At 70.9% G+C, this 19833-nt stretch carries 17 protein-coding genes, 1 other RNA gene and 1 pseudogene; 6 read left to right on the top strand and 13 right to left on the bottom strand.

Annotation, left to right across the window (positions count from 1 at the left end):
- Positions 1-118 precede the first annotated feature (118 nt).
- Positions 119-1153, bottom strand: a complete 1035-nt coding sequence (locus tag JQS43_RS16860) for a helix-turn-helix domain-containing protein (RefSeq protein ID WP_239675360.1) — start codon at positions 1151-1153, stop codon at positions 119-121.
- 94 nt (positions 1154-1247) lie between these two features.
- On the opposite strand from JQS43_RS16860, the gene JQS43_RS16865 reads away from it, so the two are divergent.
- A complete protein-coding gene (locus JQS43_RS16865) occupies positions 1248-2144 on the top strand; it encodes an alpha/beta hydrolase (protein ID WP_239675361.1) in 897 nt (298 codons plus the stop codon).
- A 5-nt stretch (positions 2145-2149) separates the two neighbouring features.
- Positions 2150-5014 (top strand): ABC transporter ATP-binding protein, encoded by a 2865-nt coding sequence (locus JQS43_RS16870; protein WP_239675362.1) that lies wholly within the window; start codon positions 2150-2152, stop codon positions 5012-5014.
- 74 nt (positions 5015-5088) lie between these two features.
- Here JQS43_RS16870 and rnpB read toward each other — a convergent pair.
- Positions 5089-5484, bottom strand: an RNA gene (gene rnpB / locus JQS43_RS16875) — RNase P RNA component class A.
- Positions 5485-5582: 98 nt separating this feature from the next.
- Between rnpB and JQS43_RS16880 the strand changes: the two genes are divergently transcribed.
- Positions 5583-6383, top strand: a complete 801-nt coding sequence (locus JQS43_RS16880; protein WP_239675363.1) for a sulfite exporter TauE/SafE family protein — start codon at positions 5583-5585, stop codon at positions 6381-6383.
- Between the two features lie 9 nt (positions 6384-6392).
- Here the strand turns inward: JQS43_RS16880 and JQS43_RS16885 are convergent, their stop codons facing one another.
- The 5 genes from JQS43_RS16885 to JQS43_RS16905 are packed head-to-tail and all read right to left on the bottom strand — an operon-like array spanning position 6393 to position 10127.
- A complete protein-coding gene (locus JQS43_RS16885; protein WP_239675364.1) occupies positions 6393-6599 on the bottom strand; it encodes a hypothetical protein in 207 nt (68 codons plus the stop codon).
- Positions 6600-6656: 57 nt separating this feature from the next.
- Positions 6657-7802 (bottom strand): bifunctional RNase H/acid phosphatase, encoded by a 1146-nt coding sequence (locus JQS43_RS16890; protein ID WP_239675365.1) that lies wholly within the window; start codon positions 7800-7802, stop codon positions 6657-6659.
- Positions 7799-8539: a zinc ribbon domain-containing protein gene (locus JQS43_RS16895; protein WP_239675366.1), complete on the bottom strand. Its 741-nt coding sequence runs from the start codon at positions 8537-8539 to the stop codon at positions 7799-7801. Before JQS43_RS16895 ends, JQS43_RS16890 begins: the two co-directional genes overlap by 4 nt.
- Positions 8536-9378 carry a Nif3-like dinuclear metal center hexameric protein gene (locus tag JQS43_RS16900; RefSeq protein ID WP_239675367.1) on the bottom strand — a complete coding sequence of 281 codons (843 nt, stop codon included), beginning with the start codon at positions 9376-9378 and terminating at the stop codon, positions 8536-8538. Before JQS43_RS16900 ends, JQS43_RS16895 begins: the two co-directional genes overlap by 4 nt.
- Positions 9375-10127, bottom strand: coding sequence for an HAD family hydrolase (locus JQS43_RS16905; protein ID WP_239675368.1), 753 nt, complete (start codon positions 10125-10127; stop codon positions 9375-9377). Before JQS43_RS16905 ends, JQS43_RS16900 begins: the two co-directional genes overlap by 4 nt.
- 388 nt (positions 10128-10515) lie before the next feature.
- Here JQS43_RS16905 and JQS43_RS16910 point away from each other — a divergent pair, with 388 nt between their 5' ends.
- Positions 10516-11532, top strand: a complete 1017-nt coding sequence (locus JQS43_RS16910) for a type I glyceraldehyde-3-phosphate dehydrogenase (protein ID WP_239675369.1) — start codon at positions 10516-10518, stop codon at positions 11530-11532.
- A 197-nt stretch (positions 11533-11729) separates the two neighbouring features.
- On the opposite strand, the pseudogene JQS43_RS16915 reads toward JQS43_RS16910, so the two are convergent.
- Both JQS43_RS16915 and JQS43_RS16920 read right to left on the bottom strand, forming a co-directional pair.
- Positions 11730-12290: pseudogene (locus JQS43_RS16915) on the bottom strand (flavoprotein); the annotation flags it as partial.
- Positions 12287-13525, bottom strand: a complete 1239-nt coding sequence (locus JQS43_RS16920; protein ID WP_239675370.1) for a helix-turn-helix domain-containing protein — start codon at positions 13523-13525, stop codon at positions 12287-12289. The gene JQS43_RS16920 and the pseudogene JQS43_RS16915, both read right to left, overlap by 4 nt.
- A 225-nt stretch (positions 13526-13750) precedes the next feature.
- On the opposite strand from JQS43_RS16920, the gene JQS43_RS16925 reads away from it, so the two are divergent.
- Complete coding sequence (locus JQS43_RS16925; protein ID WP_239675371.1) at positions 13751-14389, top strand: bifunctional DNA primase/polymerase; 639 nt, start codon at positions 13751-13753, stop codon at positions 14387-14389.
- On the opposite strand, the gene JQS43_RS16930 is transcribed toward JQS43_RS16925, so the two are convergent.
- From JQS43_RS16930 to JQS43_RS16940, 3 genes are all read right to left on the bottom strand, one after another.
- The gene (locus tag JQS43_RS16930) at positions 14332-15264 is read right to left on the bottom strand and encodes an undecaprenyl-diphosphate phosphatase (RefSeq protein ID WP_239675372.1); all 933 of its coding nucleotides are present in this window, start codon (positions 15262-15264) and stop codon (positions 14332-14334) included. The two genes, JQS43_RS16925 and JQS43_RS16930, sit on opposite strands and share 58 nt — an antisense overlap.
- 115 nt (positions 15265-15379) lie before the next feature.
- Positions 15380-17008, bottom strand: a complete 1629-nt coding sequence (locus tag JQS43_RS16935) for an ABC transporter permease (RefSeq protein ID WP_239675373.1) — start codon at positions 17006-17008, stop codon at positions 15380-15382.
- Positions 17005-17922: an ABC transporter ATP-binding protein gene (locus tag JQS43_RS16940; protein ID WP_239679465.1), complete on the bottom strand. Its 918-nt coding sequence runs from the start codon at positions 17920-17922 to the stop codon at positions 17005-17007. The genes JQS43_RS16935 and JQS43_RS16940 overlap by 4 nt, the downstream gene beginning before the upstream one ends.
- 145 nt (positions 17923-18067) lie before the next feature.
- Here JQS43_RS16940 and JQS43_RS16945 point away from each other — a divergent pair, with 145 nt between their 5' ends.
- On the top strand, positions 18068-18661 hold the full coding sequence (locus JQS43_RS16945) for a TetR/AcrR family transcriptional regulator (protein WP_239675374.1): 594 nt from the start codon (positions 18068-18070) through the stop codon (positions 18659-18661).
- Here the strand turns inward: JQS43_RS16945 and JQS43_RS16950 are convergent.
- Positions 18632-19762, bottom strand: a complete 1131-nt coding sequence (locus JQS43_RS16950) for a ParB/RepB/Spo0J family partition protein (RefSeq protein ID WP_239675375.1) — start codon at positions 19760-19762, stop codon at positions 18632-18634. The genes JQS43_RS16945 and JQS43_RS16950 overlap by 30 nt on opposite strands.
- Between the last annotated feature and the right edge of the window lie 71 nt (positions 19763-19833).

Consider the following 19833-nt stretch of genomic DNA (forward strand, 5'->3'; position numbering starts at 1 on the left):
AGCTCGGCAGGCACGCCCTCAGGCCACGCGAGCGAGGAAGGGAGCCCGACCACTTATCACGTTGATGGGGTCTCACCTCCTCAGCTTACCCCCGGCCGGCCGGGCGGCCGAAGGCCCCTCAATCGGCGAGCAGGCGCCACGCGGTGATGGCGAGCCGTGCCCTGGCCAGCCCCGTAGGCGTGGTGAGTTCGATCTCGGCGACCTTGCTAAGCTGTTCGAGGCGACGGGCGACGCTGCTGTGGTGCATGTGGAGACAGGCAGCCGCCTGGCGTACGGATCCGGTGGCGCAGTAGGCGTCCAGTGTCTCCAGGTCCCCTGGGTTGTCGGCGATCCGGCCGATCGCGGCCACATCGACGTTGTGTCGCGTTACTTCCTCGGGCACGTGGGCCAGCAGCGCGATCGCCCCCAAGTCGCTGTAGTGGACGACCGGCTCGCGGACGGTGCTGAAGCGGAGCGCGGTCCGGGCTTGTCGCCAGCACTGGTCAGGGCGGGTGGTACCACCGACACCAGCGCGTACGTTTGCGGGGAAGCCGCAAAAATCCACAGTGGTTGCGAGGATGACCCCCAACCCCCCGATCGGCGCCGCTTTCACCGGGCGCCCCGGGCAGATCGCTGCGGCGACCTGGTCGAGCGGGAGCCGTGACCGCACCGCCGCTACCCGCACCGGCAGGTCGGGGGCGAACCCCAGCAGCCGCAGCGCCCGCTCTCGCGCCGGTTCATCACTGTCGGCGCTGATCACCAGCTCGACGAGGGCGGGATCGGCCATAGTGGTGTTGGCCGGGCCGTACCGCTCGACGACCGCCGCGGCGGCTATGGCCAGCCGGTCCAGGAGTAGCTCGTCGAGCGAGTGGGGCGGGCCCGGCCGCTCCAACCACACCGTACCGATCTCCTCCTCATCGAGGGTGATCGTTGCGATGGTAGAGGCCGGCGGCGGCGGGGCGGCGCTCTGTTCGCCGGCGGGCGAATAGCGGGTCGCCCGGCCGGTGCCGTGTAGGCGGATCCCGGCGACACACTCGGCCAGCGCCGCTGAGGCACGGGCGAGCGCAGGGAGATCTACCCGCCTGCGCATCAGTGTGTCGTAGAACATGACCACGCGGACGACGCCCGCCGCTTCGGTATCGAGCTGCGAAAGCCGTTCGGCCAGTGCCTCCATGGGAGCGAGGATACGCCGACCGTCGCATCGTCGGGTCGGAGTGCGCGACGGCTGGCGGATGCCGCTGATCACGCGAGCGGCGAGGATAGCCGGCATGGATCCTGAACTGGAAGCATTTGTCCCGTTGCTCCCGCACGTCGACCTGAACGACCCGGTGGCTGCCCGTAGGGCCTTCGCCGCGGCCGCCGCCACTGCGCCGGTACCCGAAACCACAGACCTGGCGATCGAGGACCGCACGGTGCCCGCTGACCCCGACGTCCCGGTGCGGATCTACCGCCAGCATGACGCGCGGGGTGCCATTATCTGGCTACACGGGGGCGGCTGGGTCATGGGCGATCTCGATACCGAACACCCGTGGGCTATCCGGCTGGCGCTCGGCTCCAACGCGGTGGTGATTTCGGTGGGTTGCCGCCTAGCCCCCGAAGACCCCTTCCCGGCCGCCCTCGACGACGCGTACGCCGTGCTGCGCTGGGCTGCGGCGAACGCGGCTGAGCTTGGCCTCGATCCGGAGCGGATCGCGGTGGGAGGGCACAGCTCCGGCGGGAACCTCGCGGCCGCGGTGGCGTTGCGGGCGCGGGACGAGCAGGGGCCGCCGATCCGGTTCCAGCTGCTCAACCAGCCTGCCCTCGACGATCGGCAGCAGACCTGGTCGGCGCGGAACTTCACCGATACGCCCTGGGCCAATCGGGAGATGATCGCGGCGGCGTGGCGGAACTACCTGGGCGCCGAGCCTGCCGCACCGTATGCCGCCCCGGCGCGGGCAGCCGACCTCTCCGGTCTGCCGCCGGCCTACATCGCCAGCGCGGAGTTCTGCCCAGACCGAGACGAAGACATCGAGTACGCGCTCCGACTGCTGCAGGCGGGCGTGCCGGTCGAGCTGCACCAGTGGGCCGGCACCTTCCACGGGTCCCAGGCGATCCTCTCCGCCGAGGTGTCCCGGCGACAGATCGCCGAGCTGGGTGAGGTCCTGCGCCGAGCCTTGGCCGGGTGAGCGCGATGGCCACTGCCGAGCGGGGCGGTTTCGCAATGGTGGTGCTGCTGCAGGCCATCGGTGCGGTCGCTGGTCTCGCGCCGTTGCTGGCGGTGGTCGAACTGGGCCGTACCCTGTTGTTGCCCGACCCGGTCGACCACCGCCACGTGTGGACTGTCGTCGCCGTGGGCGCGCTCGGGCTAGTCGTCCAGCTGCTGTTCACCGCAGCCTCCTCCGGGATCGGGCACCTGCTCGACGCCCGGGTACAGCTTTCACTGCGGCGGCAACTGGCCGCGAGTTTGGGCCGGGTACCGATCGGGTGGCTCGCCGGACGCCGCACCGGCGAGCTGGCGAAGGTGGTCGGGGATGACGTGAGCGCGGTGCACCCGTTCATCGCCCACACCCCGGGCGCGCTGGTCTCGGCTTTGGTTGTGCCACTGGTCTCGCTTGGCTACCTGTTCACCATCGACTGGCGGCTCACGCTGATCACGCTGATCCCGGTGCTGCTGGCGATGCTGCTAGTGCCGCTGCTGATGCTGCCCAGCCGGCTGCGGGAGGAGAGAGAATTCGACGCGGCGATGGGACGAGTCGCGGACTCCGTCGTGGAGTTCGTCCAGGGCATCGCGGTAGTGAAGGCGTTCGGTGGCGGCGAACGCGCCCATCGCCGGTTCCGCACCGCCACAAACGATTTCGTCGACGCTCTCGGCCGGAAGGTACGCGGCCTGTCCGGGGTCGCGGCCGGGATGCAGCTGGCGCTCTCCCCGCCGTTCGTGATCCTCGTCGTGCTGCTCGGTGGCACGGCGCTGGTCACGACCGGTGGGCTGGCCCCGGCTGATGTTCTACCCTTCCTGCTGCTCGGGCTGGGACTCACCGCGCCGGTGTCGGCGCTGGTCAACCACAGCTTCGAGGATGTGCAGGCCGCCCGGCGAGCGGTGGGGCGAATCCGGGAGGTGCTGGCGGTGCCACCGCTGCCAGAGCCGGCGCAACCGGCGGCACCGGCCGGCCATCGGGTGGAGCTGCGTGAGGTTCGATTCGGTTACCACAGCGACCACGAGGTGCTGTGCGGGATCAACCTGGTGCTGGCACCCGGCACGGTAACCGCGCTGGTGGGCCCATCGGGCAGCGGAAAGTCCACACTGGTGCAGCTGTTGCCGAGGTTCTTCGATCCGACCGGTGGTTCGGTACGCCTCGGGGGCGTCGATCTGCGCGAGATCCGAAGCCAGGACCTCTACCGGCGGGTCTCCTTCGTCTTTCAGGAGACCTCGCTGCTACGCGAATCGGTCGCAGAGAACATCGCGCTGGCGGTGCCTCACGCCGACGCCGACGAGGTGGTGCGGGCCGCCCAGGTGGGCGCGTTCGGTGCTGCGGTCGCCGGCTACGCGGCGTTGCGCTACAGCAGTGATCTGTCCGGCTTCCGGGTCGGAACGACGCTGTTGCGGGGCATGTACCACCGGATCGGCGACCACCTTGCCCGGTTGCCGATCGGCTGGTACACCGCCGGCCGGGTCGGGGAGGTCTCCGTGTTGGCCAGCCAGGGCGTGCTCCAGACGATGGGGTTGATCGCACATCTGCTGGCACCGTTCATCTTCGCCAGTGTGACGCCGCTGACGATCGTCGTCGTGATGCTCGCGGTCAACTGGCAACTCGGCGTGGCCGCGCTGGTCGCGGTGCCACTCGTGGCGGCGGCGCAGGTCTGGACGGGACGCGCGGTGGCCGCCAACGACGCCGACCGCGCCGCTCGCGACCACCAGGCTGCCGGCCGAGTGATCGAGTATCTGCAGGCCCAGCCCGTGCTACGAACCGGTGGCCGGGCAGCTGAACGGTTCCGACTACTCGACGACTCGCTGGCGCACGTGGCGAGCGCCTCCCGGCGGATGACACTGTCGGTACTGCCGGGTGCCGTGGGGTTGACTCTCGCCGTCCAGGCCGGGTTCACAGGGCTGCTGGTCCTCGGCGCCTACCTCGCACTCGGCGGCAACGTGGGCGCGGCGGAGCTGCTGGCGATCCTGGTGCTCGCCGCCCGCTGCGCGGATCCGCTGCTCTCGCTGGCGGATCTCGGCGGCCAGCTGCGCAACGCCCGGTCGGAGCTGGCGAGGCTCGACCGCCTGTTGCGCACCGAGCCGCTGCCGGAACCGCGGGAACCGGTCCAGCCGCGGGGGCATGACCTGGAGTTCGAGTCGGTCACGTTCCGGCGCGGCGGCCGGCGCGTGCTCAACGACCTGTGTTTGTCCGTGCCTGCGGGACAACGGCTGGCCATCGTCGGCCCCTCGGGGGCCGGCAAGACCACCTTGTTGCAGCTGGTCGCGCGCTTCCATGACGTAGACGCGGGTGCGGTCCGAATCGGGGGCGTGGACGTGCGGTCGATCAACACCGAGACGCTGATGGCCCAGATCGGCTTCGTCTTCCAGGAGGTCTACCTCTTCGACGGGACCATCGAGGAGAACGTACGACTCGGCCGCCCCGAGGCCAGCGTCGCCGAGGTACGCCAGGCGGCCAGCGCCGCCGGGCTGGACGAAGTCATCGTACGGTTGCCGAGCGGATGGGAGACCAGCGTTGGTGAGGGCGGTGCTCGGCTGTCGGGTGGTGAGCGGCAGCGGGTCGCGATCGCGCGGGCGTTGCTGAAGGACGCACCGGTCGTGCTGCTCGACGAGGTGACCTCCGCGCTCGACTCGGTGAACGAGGCGGCCGTCCACGAAGGCATCGAACGCCTGATGACCAGCCGGACGGTGGTCATGGTGACGCATCGCCTGCGAACCGTCCAGCGCGCGGACCGCGTCGCCTTCGTGGTGGATGGCCGGATCGTTGCCGAGGACAGCCACGAGGAGCTTCTGCGCCGGGACAACGGCTACCGCGAGTTCTGGCGCCCTGCCATGACGCCGGTGTTGAGATGACTGATCTCTGTGACCAGTTGTGTGACCACAAGATCATTTAGCGGGCTGTTTTCCCAGATCAGAGGGGGTGGTGGCGGACGAGTCGGCCTGTACGCCGGATTCTGTGGTCACCCGAAGGGTGACCGGCGGCCATCCCTCTCGGCCCGCCGTCGCCGACGGGCTCTAGCGGCCTACCCGCAGGCATCGGACGGGCCGTCCTCAGGCGCCTGCGCAGGTCGCCGAATTGCTGCGGCGACCCTCTTGGCCTTGCTCCGGGTGGGGTTTACCAAGCCACCCCGGTCACCCGGGATGCTGGTGGGCTTTTACCCCACCGTTTCACCCTTACCGGCCAGGCTCGGCCGGCGGTTTGTTTTCTGTGGCACTGTCCCGCGGGTCGCCCCGGGTTGCCGTTAACAACCACCCTGCCCTACGGAGTCCGGACGTTCCTCGGCAACAGCCGGAGCTGCTGACGCGACCGCCCGGCCGGCTCGTCCGCCGGCTTCCAGTCTACGACACCTGGGCGGCGTGGCCGACATCGCTGCCAGGCCTCCGGCCGCTGCCCGCTCGCCCCCGGTACGCTGTCGCCACCATGGGGTTAGGTGAAATTTTCTTACTTCTCGCCGCCGGCCTCGCCGCGGGGACCATCAACGCGGTGGCCGGCGGCGGTTCGCTGGTGACCTATCCCACGCTGCTCGCGGTCGGGCTCTCCCCGATCTCGGCGAACGTTACCAACTCGATCGCGGTCTCCCCGGGGTATCTAGGCGCCGTGGCCGGCAGTCGGCAGGATCTGGTGGGGCAGGGTCGTCGGGTCCGCCATTTGATCGTCACCGCGGCGGTGGGCAGCGCGATCGGCTGCGCGCTGCTGCTGCTGACCCCGGAGGAAACCTTCCGGATGGTGGTGCCGTTTCTGGTGTTGGCGGCGACCGCCGCCTTGGCGTTTCAGGATCGGCTGCGGCGGCTGGTGAATGGCCACGGTCGGCCTCGCGGCGACGCCCCGCCTGGCCCTCCGCCCACGATCTCGCCGCGGCGGTCGTTGGTGTCGCTGCACCTCATGGTGGGGTTGGCCGCGATCTACGGGGGCTACTTCGGGGCCGCGTTGGGGGTGGCGCTGGTGGCGTTGTTGGCGCTGGTGGTCAACGAGACCTTGGCCCGGGTCAGCGCGCTCAAGAACGTCGCCTCCGCGGTGGTGGGGCTGGTGACCGTGCTGATCTTCGCGATATTCGGGCCGGTGCACTGGGTGGCGGTGGCGATCCTGGCCCCGGCCGCGATCGTCGGCGGGTACGGCGGGGCGCGGTTCGCCCGGCGGCTGCCCGACCGGCTGTGGAAACTGGTGATCACCCTGTTTGGTTTCAGCATCGGGCTGGTGCTGCTGGTGCAGGCGTACGCCTGAGCGGGCGGCTCAGCGGCCGGCGGGTTTGGCGTCTGGCTGGCCCCAGTCTTCGTCCTGATCATCCCAGGCTTCGTTGCGTTCCTGGACGCGTTCGAGGGCGCGTTCGGCTTCGTTCGGGGTGTCGAACGGGCCGAGCCGGTGTTTGGCCCGGCACATGCTGTCGCCCCATTCGACCCGATTGTGCTTGGTGCACCAGTAGTATCCGTTACTGCTCATCATCCTTCGACTCTGCCCCGATTCCGCGCCGGGCGCTACCCAACGCTCTGGGCCGAGCTACCGGGTCGACCACTCCGGCGAATCAAGATGCGAAGTGTCGTTGATGACGTGCACCGCGACCGTGCCATCGGGGTAGGTGTCGACCACCGAGAGCCCGGCCGCCGCCAGCAGCAGCCGCTGCAAGAAGGTGTCGCCAGCGCCGAGCGCATCCCGGAGCATCAGCTTCACCGGCCAGACGTGGGAGACCACCGCGACCGTGCCACCTTCCGGGTACGCCTGCCGGAGCGCGACCACCGCCCGCCGTACCCGGGTGTCGACCTGGTCCAGCGACTCCCCGCCGGGGGCGGCGACCGCCGGGCTGCGGTGCCAGGCGTCGAGCTGGTCCGGCCACTCGTCGCGTACCTCTTGGAAGGTGCGTCCTTCCCAGTCGCCGAAGTCGCACTCGATCAGGTCCGGGTCGACGGTGACCGGCGGGTCGCCGGTGGCGGCGGCGATCGCCTCGGCGGTGCCGGTGCAGCGCTGCAGCGGCGAGCTGACCACCGCGTCGAGCTGCGGCAGCGACTGGGCGATCCGGGCGGCGAGCGCCTGGGCCTGGGCCTGACCGCGGTCGGTGAGGGCGACGTCGTGGCGGCCGGAGTAGCGGTGTTGGAGGTTGAGCTCGGTCTCGCCGTGCCGGGTGAGCAGCAGTCGCAGCGGCGCGGTGTCCGGGGCCTCCCAGGCGCCGCGGAGCCGGGGGGCCGCCGCCTCCGGTGGGCCGGAGGCGGCCGCCGCGGCCGGTGGGCCGGTGTCGCCGCGGGCCGCCGCGTCCATCGCCTGGTTTGCCAGCCGGTCGGCGTCCCGGTTGCGTTCCCGGGGCACCCATCGCCAGTCGACGTTGTCGAACCGGCGGACCAGCGCGGCCGCCTCCGCCGCCAGTGGCCGCAGCCCCGGGTTCTTGATCCGCCAGCGGCCGGTCATCTGTTCGACCACCAGTTTGGAGTCCATCCGGGCCTCGACCGTTTCGGCGCCCAGCTCGGCGGCGGCGGCGAGTCCCGCGATGACGCCGCGGTACTCGGCGACGTTGTTGGTGGCGATGCCGATCGCTTCGGAGCGCTCGGCGAGCACGTCACCGGTCTCGGCGTCGCGCACGACCGTGCCCCACCCGGCGGGGCCGGGGTTGCCGCGGGCGCCGCCGTCTGCTTCGACGATGACGCGTCGGCTCATAGCCCGGACTCGGCGGTCCGCACCATGATCCGGCGGCACTCGTCGCAGCGTACGACCTCGTCCGGTGGGGCGGCTTTGACCCGGGCACGTTCGCTGCCGGAGAGTTCGAGCCGGCAGCCGCCGCACCGGCCGCCCCGGACCGGGGCCGCGCCGAGCCCGCCAGCGTCGTCGCGGATCCGTTCGTAGAGCGTGACCAGGTCGGCCGGCAGCTGGGTGACCAGCGGTTTGCGCGCCTCGGTCTGCGCCGCCTCCTGTTCGCTGATCTCGGCGAGGGCGGCGTCGCGGCTGGCCTCGGCTTCGGCGCGGCGCCGTTCGCAATCGGCGAGCCGCCGTTGCGCCTCGGTCAGGGTGCTCTGGGCGGTTTCGCGCCGTTCCATCAGTTCGAGTTCCGCGTCTTCCAGCTCCCGCTGCCGCCGGTCGAGCGACTCGATCTCGTGTTGCAGGGCTTCGAGTTCCCGGGCCGGCCCGACACCGGCGGCGAGCCGGGCGGCGTCGCGGTCCTTGCGGGCCCGCACCTGCTCGGTGTCGCGCTCCAGCCGGGTTATGTCCCGGTCGAGGTCGTCGACCTCCACCTGCGCCCTCACCCGGTCGCCATCGAGAGTGGACAGCTCCCGGGTGAGTTCGGTGAGCTGGGCCAGCTCGGGCAGGTGGGTACGGCGGTGCGCCAGCTGTTGCCGGGTGGTGTCGATGCCCTGCAGGTCGAGCAGCAGTTTCTGGGCGTTCGGGTCGGCCTTCACAGCGGCTCCTTCGCGTGCGCGGTCCACGGGTCGGTGTCGAGGTCTGAGACCACCGGCTCCACTCTCAGCGTGTCACGCAGCAACCGGGCCAGTTCATCCAGCCAGGGCCGTTCGGTCGCCCAGTGGGCGGCGTCGAGCAGCGCCGGCCCGCCGGCGGCGAGGTGTTCGCTGACTGGGTGGTGCCGCAGGTCGGCGGTGAGGTAGGCGTCGACGCCGGCGGCGGTGGCGTCGGCGAGGTAGCTATCGCCGGCGCCACCGCAGACCGCCATGGTGTAGATGCGCCGCTGCGGGTCGCCGGCGGCCCGGACCCCCCAGGCGGTACGCGGCAGCGCCTCGGCCGCCTGCTGGACCAACTCGGCGAGGGTCGCAGGCGTCGGCAGCACCCCGATCCGGCCGGCGCCGAGCTGGCTGCCGGGGCCGATCGCGGCCAGGTCGGCGGCGAGCGGCCGCAGCGGGCGGAGGTCGCGCAACCCGAGCCGGGCGGCGAGGGCGTCGGAGACGCCGGGGTCGGCGACGTCGGCGTTGGTGTGGGCGACGTAGAGGGCGATGCCGGCGCGGATCAGGTCGTGGATGATCCGGCCTTTGTAGGTCGTGGGCGCCACCGTGGAGACCGGCCGCAGCAGCAGCGGATGGTGGGCGACGATCAGGTCCACGCCGGCGTCGACCGCCTCGGCGACGGTTTCGGGGACGCAGTCGACGACGCACAGGACGCGGCGCACCGGGGCTTCGGGCTCGCCGAGCACCAGCCCGACCTGGTCCCAGTCGGCGGCCCAGTCGGGTGGGTAGTGGCGGGCCAGGGTGGCCGCGACGTCGGCCACGGTCGGGGTTGGTTGGGTCACGGCGGCGAGGTTACCGCAGCCGGCCGGTCACCGGTGGACACCACCGGACATCTGGGGCGAGCCGTCGGGATGTCGAACCAGTCGAGCAGCTCCGCGAGCGTCCCGATCCGCGGCCCGTCGAAGCTGGCTTCCTGGTCGAAGACCAGGTGTTCGTGCAGATCGGGGGCGGCGAGCTGGAGGGCGGTCATGCCGGCGGCCCGGGCCCCGGTCAGCTCCTGGCTGCCGCCGTCTCCGACGTAGAGGCACTGGTCGGGGGCGACGCCGAGCCGGCGGCAGGCGGTTTGGTAGAGCCGCGGGTGGGGTTTGCGGCGCCCCACCTCGACCGAGTAGACGCAGGTGTCGAGGAGCGGCGCGATCGGCAACGCCGGCAGGAACCGCGGCAGCTCGTAGCCGCAGTCGCTGACCACGGCGGTGCGTAGCCCTCGGGCCCGGAGCGCGGCGAGGGTGTCGACCGCGTCGGGTCTCAGGCGGGTGTCCGCGTGCACGGCGGCTTCCTTGGCTCGCACCGCCGCCTGGATCCGCGCGGCCGGCGGGTGCAGGTCGAGCAGGTCACACACCCATCGGAGAGTGGATTCGGCGTCGCCGAACGCGCCGGTTGCCCGGACGCTGAAGGTGCGGTCGAGCATGTCGAGTAGGGCGGTCGGGTCACAACCGAGGTGCCGCGCGGCGAGGTCGTGCCAGGGGCCGCGGGTGACCGCGTGGCTGAGGGTGCCGAAAAAGTCGAAGAGTACGGCCCGGTAACGGGTCATGTCGCAGGGGCCTCCGGGGGCGGGAGCGGGGTGGCGGTGGCCCGGTGCGCAGCGCGGGTGGTCCCACTGGCGGTGACCGGACGGCATGTAGCCTAGCTGCGGATCACTGCCGGGCACACCACCGCCGGGCCGGCAGGGCATCGACCGGATCGGCCGACCACGATGTCGGGTCGGTTCGGCTCGGGTGTGGCCGAATACCGCGGCTGGTCCTACCGGCACCACCCCACCCACCGGAGTCAGGAAAACATGTCCATATTCGTGAGTTTTGCAATGATTTATCGGTTGTATAGCAAAGCTCACGTCTCATAAACTCAGGGTGCGACCACTGCTTACCGCGCGTACTATCGCCAGCGTTCGAAGTGGTGGGCGCACCATACGGGGAGGACAGATGACTATCCGGATCGGCCTGAACGGCGTCGGGCGCATCGGCCGCAACCTGTGGCGGATCATCCACACCAGCGTCCCCGACGTCGACGTCGTCGTCGCCAACGACACCGCCGACCTCGACACCGTGGCGCACCTGCTGCGGTACGACTCGATCCGGGGGCCGTTCCCGGGCGAGGTTCGCGCCGGCCGCGGCGCGATCCGGGTCGACGACACGACCGTAGCGCTCACCCACCTGCCTCGCCCCGACCAGCTCGACTGGCGAAGCTACGATGTGGACCTGGCGATCGAGGCGACCGGACAATTTACCCGCGGCGACAGCGCCCGGGGCCACCTGATCGCCGGGGCGCCGCTGGTGGTCATCTCCACCGCCTCACCCGACGCCGATGTCTCACTGATGATGGGGCTCAACGAGCACGACTTCGACCCCGGTCAACACCGGGTGGTGTCGAACTCCTGCTGCACCACTTATTGCATGGCCACAATGCTCAGTCCCCTCCATCAGGCGTACGGGGTGGGGAAGGCCAGCGCTTCGATCGCCTACTCGCACGGCAGCCGACCCGGCCCGTTGCTCGACGGTGTCCACCACAATCTCCGGATGGCCCGAGCCAACGCGACCAATCTGGTGCCGGCCAACGTCCCCGGCGTCCGGCACGCGCTCGACCGGGTGCTGCCAGAGCTGGCCGGCCAGGTCGCGGCGACCGCGATCCGGGTTCCGGTCACCGCCGTCTCCGCCGCGACCCTCACCCTGCGGTTGCAGGCTCCAGCGAACGCAGATGACATAAACCATACGCTGACGCAGGCGTCGTTGAGCATTCTGAAGGACTACCTGGCGGTGAGTCACGCACCGTTGGTCTCCACCGACCTACTCGGCTCCACCGCGTCCTGTGTGGTCGATGCCGAACTCACGACAGTGCTCGACGATCTGGTACGCGTGGTCGGCTGGTACGACAACGAGTGGGGATACGCCCACCGGCTGATCGACCTGGCGAGATTCTTGACCTGCCAGACCGGTGGCTGACCCGGCCACTCGATTGGTCAGCCGGCCCGCTCAGCCAGCGGTTCGCCCCGGCGCAGCGCCGGCGCCGGACGCGGAGCCGCCGGCGGCGCCAGCAGCGTCCGCCCGTCCGGGCCGGCGCGGTGGCTGCGGTTCCGCAGCGCGGCGGGGCCGGAGGTCGGGGTGGCGACCCCTCGGGCGGTGTTGGCGGGGCGACGCTGCGGCGGGCCAACCGCGGCCAGCACCAGTCGCCACGGAAAGTGCGCCGCCTGCCGGGAACCAGTGCCGGGGGCGGGCATCGGCAGCACGTCGTCTCCGAACAGGACCCGTACCCCCCATGCCCGCAGTCGGCGGAGGCTCTCATGAAAGGCCGGATGTGCGGCCATCGCGGTGTTGGTGTAGGGCATCACGACGATCGGCAGGCCGAGGCCGTACCCCTCCACGAGCACGCCCAAGGCCAGCGTGTCGGCGATCCCGCAGGACCATTTATTGACGGTGTTGACGGTCGCCGGGGCCACCACTATCGCGTCTGGACGCGGCAACAGGTCGCGGTCGCCCGGGTGCTTGTAGTGGCACCGGACCGGGTAGCCGGTCTGCGCCGCCAGCGCCTCGGCGTCGATGAACTTGCGACCGTCCGGGGTGGCGATCACGCAGACCTGCCAGCCGGCGTGCTGCGCCATCGCCACCAGGTGGCCGAGGTGACCGGCGGGGGGCGAGCCACACGCGACCGCGTACAGCACCGGTGGCGTGCTGACCGAGCTGTCGTTGCGGGGACGGTTCACCCGCCCACCCCCGTCTGTGCGGCGAGTTCGCAGACCGCCGGAGGTGGTGTGCCCTGACTTCGCCGCATCACGTCACCGAGGATCTCCCGCACGATCGGCCGGGACCGCAGCTCGGCCGGGGCCAGCCGGTCGCCGGCTACCAGCATCTCGCCGGCCCGCTGCACGTCGCCGACCTGCGCCCAGCCGCGGGCCAGGTCGAGCAGGAAGTGCACCCGACGCTCCGGCACCAGCGCCGCGAACCCGTCCGCCCCGATCTGCTCGTGGGTGGCGACCGCGTACTTCCCCTCCCCCATCTCCACCGCGGCGGCCGCCCGGTGCAGCAGCACGTTGGTCGGGCCGAAACAGCTCCAGTAGTGGTTGTGGTCGGCGCCGAGCCACTGGGCGGCCTCGTCGGCGGCGCGGAGCAGGTCGGAAGCGGTCGAGCCGTCCCGGATCTTGGCCGCCGCCATCGCTCCCTGCAGCAGCAGCATCCCGTAGACCGAGAGCTGCTGGGGTGTGGAGTCCCGCCCGTACGGCGGCGCGAGCCGGTTCGCCACGCTGATGTTGATCTCCAGCGCGGGTCTGGCCCGCCCCATCGCCAACAGCGCCATCCCGACCCGGAAGGTCGCCACCCCGGCCAGCAGCTCATCCTTGGCGCGCTGGGCGACCGCGACCGCCCGATCGGCCGCGAGCCAGGCCAGCTCGAACTCGCCGAGGTTACGCAGTGACGAGGAGGCGATCTGGTAGACCTGCCCGAGCAGGTGTGCCGCCCGGGCGGCCTGGTCAGTGCGCTGGTAGAACAGGTCGGCGGTCTGCGCTTGGCGGAGCAGGTCCGGTAACAGCCTCGCCAACGTCTGGCCCTTGGCGTGCTGATAGGTCAGCCAGGCGTGCCGGACGGACTTGCCCAGTTCGCTGAGCGCCGGCGGTGGCGTGGGCGGCGGGTAGAAGAGATTGACCTGGTCGTAGCGTTCGAGAGCGGCCCGGATTTCGACCACTTCGGAGCGGGCGATCAGGTGGGTCTCCTCCCGGCGGTCGTCCCGACGGTCCGGTTCGCTGCCGAGCAACAGCTTCGTCTCGACCTGCAGGACATCGGCGATGTCGTGGATAAGGGAGAATTTGTCCAGCCGGCGCACACCCCGCTCGACCTTGTCCACCCAGCTCTTACTCTTGCCCAACCGGTCCGCGAAGACCTGCTGCGACATCCGGCGCCGGTTGCGCCAGTAGGCTACCCGGCGCCCGATCGGCAGCTCTTCCACGTCTACTCACCTTCCTTCGGTGGCAGGCGCGCCTCGGGTCGTTGGCCTGTCCTTCATCTGTGCTTTGCCGGTCGCACACGGTGTGCGTCGGGTACTCGTCCGATCCTCGTACTTCTCAGTGTGGGTTGCAACTGTGTCCCTCTTCCGGAGAAACGACCGCGTGTTCTCTCGGTAACGCAGAAGCCACTCTGCTAGGACGCTAGCGTCTGATTTGGGGGGAAAGACATGGTTCTCACGCGACAACGGCTGCGGCGCGCGGCGCTGCGGATGGCCAGTAATGGCTGGCCGATCACGCCCGGCGCCAGCCTGCGCGCCCGGCGCTTCGACTGTGGCCGGCCCGGCTGCCCCACCACCGCCTGCCACCCGGTGCTGGAGCACTGGGAGCCGGCGGCCAGCGTCGATCGGGCCCGATTAATCGAATGGTGGCGGTACGCCCCGCATAGCGTCCTGCTGCCCACCGGCGTCGCCTTCGACGTGCTGGAGATCGCCGCTCCGCTCGGGGCGTTGCTGCGGGAGTCCCGCCGCTGGTCCGGTCCGCGGCGGGGGCCGGTCGCGACCATCCCGACTGGACGCTGGATGTTCCTGGTCACGCCCGGCGAGCCGCTCTGCGACCAGCTCGCCGGCGAGCTCAGTGTGGTCCGGCATGGCCGCGGTTCCTGGGTGCCGGCGCCGCCCACCCGGCTGGTCGAAGGGCCGGTCCGCTGGCTGGTCTCCCCGACCGAGGTCGGCTGGCGACTGCCGGCCAGCGCACCGGTCCAGGACATCCTGTCGGACCTGCTGCGGCAGCCGGCGCAGCGGCGCCGTTCTCACCCCAGGTGGGGTGGCTGGATGAACAGGACCGCGAGCGCCAGCAGCCAGACGTAGACCGCGAAGTACCGGAACTTCGCCTTGTAGAGCAGCTTGAGCACGAGCGCGAGCGCGAAGGCGCCCACCACCGCGGCCACCACGAACCCGGCCGCGTACGCGGGCAGGCCGATGGTGAGCTCCTCGGGGCTGCGGAGCACATCGGCCGTCTGTACCACCATCGCGGCCAGAATCGTCGGAATCGCCACGAAGAAGCTGAACTGGGCGGCGAGCGGCCGGTATAGGCCGAAGAGCAGCGCCGCCGCGATCGTCAACCCGCTGCGACTGAACCCGGGAACGAGCGCCGCGGCCTGGGCGACGCCGATGCCGATCGCCACCCAGACGGTCAGCTGGCGGGCGCCCCGCCACTGTGGGCCGGCCGAGTCGGTCCACCACAGAATGCCGCCGGTGATGATCAACGCGACCGCGATCAGCGCCGGCAGCGCGAAGATACCCGTCCCGACCGCCCGGATCACCAGTCCGAGCACCCCGGTGGTCGCGACGGTGACCATGCCCAACGCCGCCAACCGCAGGTAGAGGTAGTCCGGCCGGGGCGGGGAGAGCACCGCGGCGGCGACCGGCGTGGCCTCGGCGACCCCGAACCGGCGGCGCCGGTGCCGGCCGCCTTGCCGGCCGGCAACCTGCCGCAGGTCCGCGCCGACGCCGGTGAGGAGCTTGGCCAGCCCGGCCCGCATCACCACCACGATCGACACCAGGGTGCCGACGTGCACCACGATATCGAAGAGGATCATCTCCGGGGAGTCCGGTGGCGGCATCTCCGAACCGGCCGCGGCGAACCAGTGCTGGCTGAGCGCCAGGTGGCTGGTCGAGCTGACCGGCACGAACATGAATAGCCCTTGAATGATGCCGAGCACGATCGCCTCGAGCGTCGTCATCAGCCATGCTCCCGAAAAAGCGGAGGATCAGGGCAAGCACCCCGGAACGGACCGATCCAGGCTAACGGACGCTACCACGCGTCAGCAGCCCGCCGGCCGGGGCACCTGCTCATGATCATGCACCCAGCGCCAGGTCACGTCGCCGGAATGAGACCAACCCGCCGACCGCCAGCACCGCCGCCACCGCCACCATGATCATCGCTGGCAGCCAGGCGTACGACTCGGCCGGAACCGGCGGCAGATGGGTGAACGGGGAGACGTTCAACACCGGCCGCGGCAGCTCCAGCAGCTCCCCCAACTGGCCCATCACCAGGCTGACCGCCAACGCCGCCCAGGACAACGCCACCGCGAACCGCGGCACCAGGCCGAAGACCGCGACAACGAACCCGCCGACCGCCAACACGGCCGGCAGCTGCCCCAGACTGGCCTGCAGCATGCCCAGGCCGGTCGCCAGATCACCGGCGGCGAACGCGTACCCGACCGCGCCGCTGACGCCGGTCGCAACCAGCAGCAGCAGCGTCCCGGCGCCGGCGATCAGCGCGTGGCTGCCGAGCCAGGTCGCCCGGCTGACCGCGGTGGCAAGCACCGACTCCAGGTGCCCGGCCGCCTCCTCAGCCCGCATCCGCAGCAACGCCTGCACCGTGTAGCCGGCCGCCGCGATCCCCAGGAAGCCGGTGAGGAAGCCGAAGAAGAGATCGACCAGGTCCGCCCCGGCCGCCTGCGCGACGATCAACTGCTCGAACTGGTCGCTGATCCCGACGAAGTCGTCGACGCTGTCGCCGACCGCGCCGAAGGCGGCCCCGACGATGACCAACCCGACCAGCCACGCCAGCAGGATGCCCCGCTGTAGCCGCCACGCCAACCCGAGCGGGCTGAGCAGTGCGGCCGGCGCTGTGGCCGGGCCGCGGCGATCCGCCAGCAGCCCGGAGCCGAGGTCGCGCCGGCTGGTCAGCGCGAAAGCCACCGCGACCAGGATCGCAAACAGCCCGCCGAAGAGCCCCAGCACCTCCCAGTTGTCCTGGTAGAACGGGCGCAGCTGCTGGCCCCAGCCGATCGGCGACAACCAGGAGGGCCAGGCGCTGACCAGCTCGACCTGGTTCGCCGCGACCTCGCCGGCGGCGTCACCCACCGCCCGCAGCAGGAAAGCCGCCCCGAGCACCGCCATCGCCAACCCGTTCGCGCCCCGCTGAGTGGTCGAGAGCTGGGCGGTGACCGCGGCTACCCCGGCGAAGGTGAGCCCGGTCGCCGCGACCGCGGCCCCGCCCGCGAACGACCCCGCGACCGGCAGGTCGTTGGCGATCAGCGCGCCCGCGACCGCCCCGGTCAGCAGCAGATTGGCCACCAGCGCGAGCAGCAGCGCGGCGGCCAGCCGGGCGTACCGGCCGATCGCGGCGGCGCCGAGCAGCTCAGCCCGACCGGTCTCTTCGTCCTGCCGAGTGTGGCGGACCACCGCCTGGGCGCTCATGATCGCCGCTAGCACAGCGAGCAGCCAGTACGACTCGACCATGGTCATGGCGCCGAGCGAGCTGCCCGACGCCGGGCCGTCGAAGATCCGCGCCGCGACGTTCGCGGCGCTGAACGCCGCCGCCTGGCTGCGCTCCTCGGCGCTGGTGTAGAGGGCGGACACGCTGGAGACGACCGCGACCGCGAGCCCGCTGATGGCGACCAGCCAAACCGGCAACAACACCCGATCGCGCCGGACCGCCAGCCGGAACAGTCGGCCCGTGCCGGTGAGGTGAGTCATGCCGCACCGCCGGTGGTGGTGAGGTCGGCGGTGCCGAGCTGCGCCAACTCGTCCCCATAGTGCCGCAGAAACAACTCGGCGAGGGTCGGCGGAGTCGCCGTCAAGCTTTGCACCTCGAACGGCAGCAGGTGCCGCAGCACCGGGTCCATCGCGTCGCTCGCCACCTCGCAGACCAGCTCGCTCCCGCGTACCTGCGGGTCGTGGACCCCGGGCAGGTCGGATAGGCCGGTCACCGGGCGCGCGGTCACCACCCGGATGGTGGTACGGGTCAGGTGGCGCAGTTCGGCGAGGCTGCCCGACTCGACGATCCGCCCGGAGCGGATGATGCTGAGCCGGTCACACAGGCTCTCTGCCTCGGCGAGCACATGGCTGGAGAGCAGCACGGTGCCACCGGCCGCGACCTGCTCCCGGACCGTCTCCTGAAAGACCGTCTCCATCAACGGGTCGAGGCCCGAGGTGGGCTCGTCGAGGACGAGTAGCTCCACACCGGACGCGAGCGCGGCGACCAGCGCCACCTTCTGCCGGTTGCCCTTGGAGTAGCTGGCACACCGCTTGGTCGGATCGAGCTGGTACCGCTCGATCAGCTCGTCGCGGCGGCGGCGGCCGATCCCCCCGCGCAAGTCGCCGAACAGGTCGATCGCCTCCCCTCCCGACAGGTTCGGCCAGAGCCGCACATCTCCGGGGACATAGGCGAGCCGACGATGCAGCGCCACCGCGTCCCGCCACGGGTCGCCTCCCAGCACCGTAACCCGGCCGGCGTCGCCGCGGAGCAACCCGAGCAGGATCCGGATAGTGGTGGACTTGCCAGCCCCGTTCGGGCCGAGGAAGCCGTGGACTTCGCCGGTGGTGACGCGCAGGTCCACCCCGTCGAGGGCCTGGGTGGCTCCGAACCGCTTACGCAGGCCGTCGATCATGATCGCCTGACTCACGACAACGCTCCCGTACTGGTGACGGCGGACGCAGCGCCCGCACAAACTGAAAGTAACTCCCAGATCCAGTAGACACCTTTTGAAAGTAACTGTCAAGCGACAGTGGCTTTCAGGGCGCTATGCTGGCGGCGTGGATCGTGAGATGGGCCTACGAGAGCGCAAACGCCTCGCCGCGATGCGCCGCATCCAGGAGGTGGCGCTGGAGCTGTTCGACCTGTACGGCTACCAGCAGGTCCCGATCGAGCGCATCGCCGACGCCGCCGAGGTCTCCCCCAGCTCGGTCTACCGCTACTTCGGCACCAAGGAGCAGATCGTGCTTTGGGACGAGTACGACCCGATCGCGATCGAACGCATCGCCAGCGAACTGCTCAGCCAACCCCCGATCGAAGCCGTCCGGCGAGTAATGGACGAGACCATCGGCGAGATGATGCGGGTCGACGAGCAACGCGTGCGGCGCCGGATCCACCACATGATGCAGGAACCGGCGATCGCCGCCGCCACCGCCGTCCAGGCCCACGAAGTGGCCACAATGATCATCGGCCGGTTCGCCGAACAGCTCGGCCGCGATCCGAACGACCTGGAACTCCACGTCTTCGCCCACGGCTTCGTAGGGGCGATCATCGGGGTGATGCGCTACTGGTACACAATCGACTTCCGGCAGCCATTGCCCGCGCTCGTCGACCAGGTGATCACCTCATTCGAACGCGGCTTCTCGTTCCCCTGACCCCGCCCGTACCCGCCCGGTCAGCTCATCGGCGAGCGACTGCCACGCCGCCGCGTACGCCTGCGCCACCTCGATGATCGAGTAACTGCTGTGCAGCGGCACCTCTGCCGCCACCTGGCGGCAATCGGCCGGATCGACAAAGTGCGCACCGAGCCACCGCAGCACCTGCCGGCCGCGTTCCGAGTAGCGCAGCGCCGGGTCCTGCTGCAGCACCTGCATTACCGAGAACACTCCGCGCTCATCGTTCCCCACCGACGGGGCGCCGTGCCGACCCGCCGCTGGCGCGCCATCATGCCGCCCCTTGGCCGCCGCCGCGGCGTGATGCGTCACCGAACGCCCGGCCCGGGCCTCGGATCCGCCGCGGCCCAGGGACACCGTACGGACCTCGGCGACCGATGGCGCCGCGGCTGAACGGGCGCCGCGCGGCACCACCTCTTCGCCGTCGCGGAGCCGCCGCCGGACATCACGGGCTGTCCCCACCGAAACCCCCGCGAGCCGGGCGACCTCCCGAAGCGAGGCATCCGGCCGCGAAGTGATCACCGACGCGGCGAGTCGCCGCCCCTGCGCCGGATCCAACGGCCGGACCCGGCCATCCCGCCCCACCCGGGCGGCCACCGGCGGCTGGTGACCGCCCTGCGCCCGCACCGACTGCACCGTCCCCGGCGCCAACCCGGTCACCGCCGCCACCGCCCGGTCCGACCAAGCGGGAAAGTTCATGAGGATCCGCCGCGCGGCCGCCCGCCGATCCGGCAACGGCAGCCCGTGGGCATTGTTGGCGCGCACCGCCACCACGAACGCGTCGTCGTCGCTGCCCTCAAAGTAGACCGCCCGAATCGTCCGATCCCCTCGCCACTGCGCCGCCCGGACCCGGTGCGCACCATCGATCACCCGGTTCGTCGGACGATGCACCAGGATCGGCGGCAGCGAGACCCCCGGCTGCTCCGCCAGCAGCGCCACATGCGCCGCATCCTCCCCCGCCGATCGCGGCGAGCCGGTCGACACCAGCGAATCCAGCGCCAACTCCACCACCCTGGGCCCACCCGCCGAGTGTCCCCCGTTGGCCGCCAGCGCCTCCGCCATGGTCCCGCCCGGCACCCGCATCGCTACCCTCCCAGGTGAAGTCCGATCCGTTCAGACGATGCCGCAGCCGACTCTCCGATCGCTGTCGAATC

Source organism: Natronosporangium hydrolyticum (genome assembly GCF_016925615.1).
Lineage (GTDB): Bacteria > Actinomycetota > Actinomycetes > Mycobacteriales > Micromonosporaceae > Natronosporangium > Natronosporangium hydrolyticum.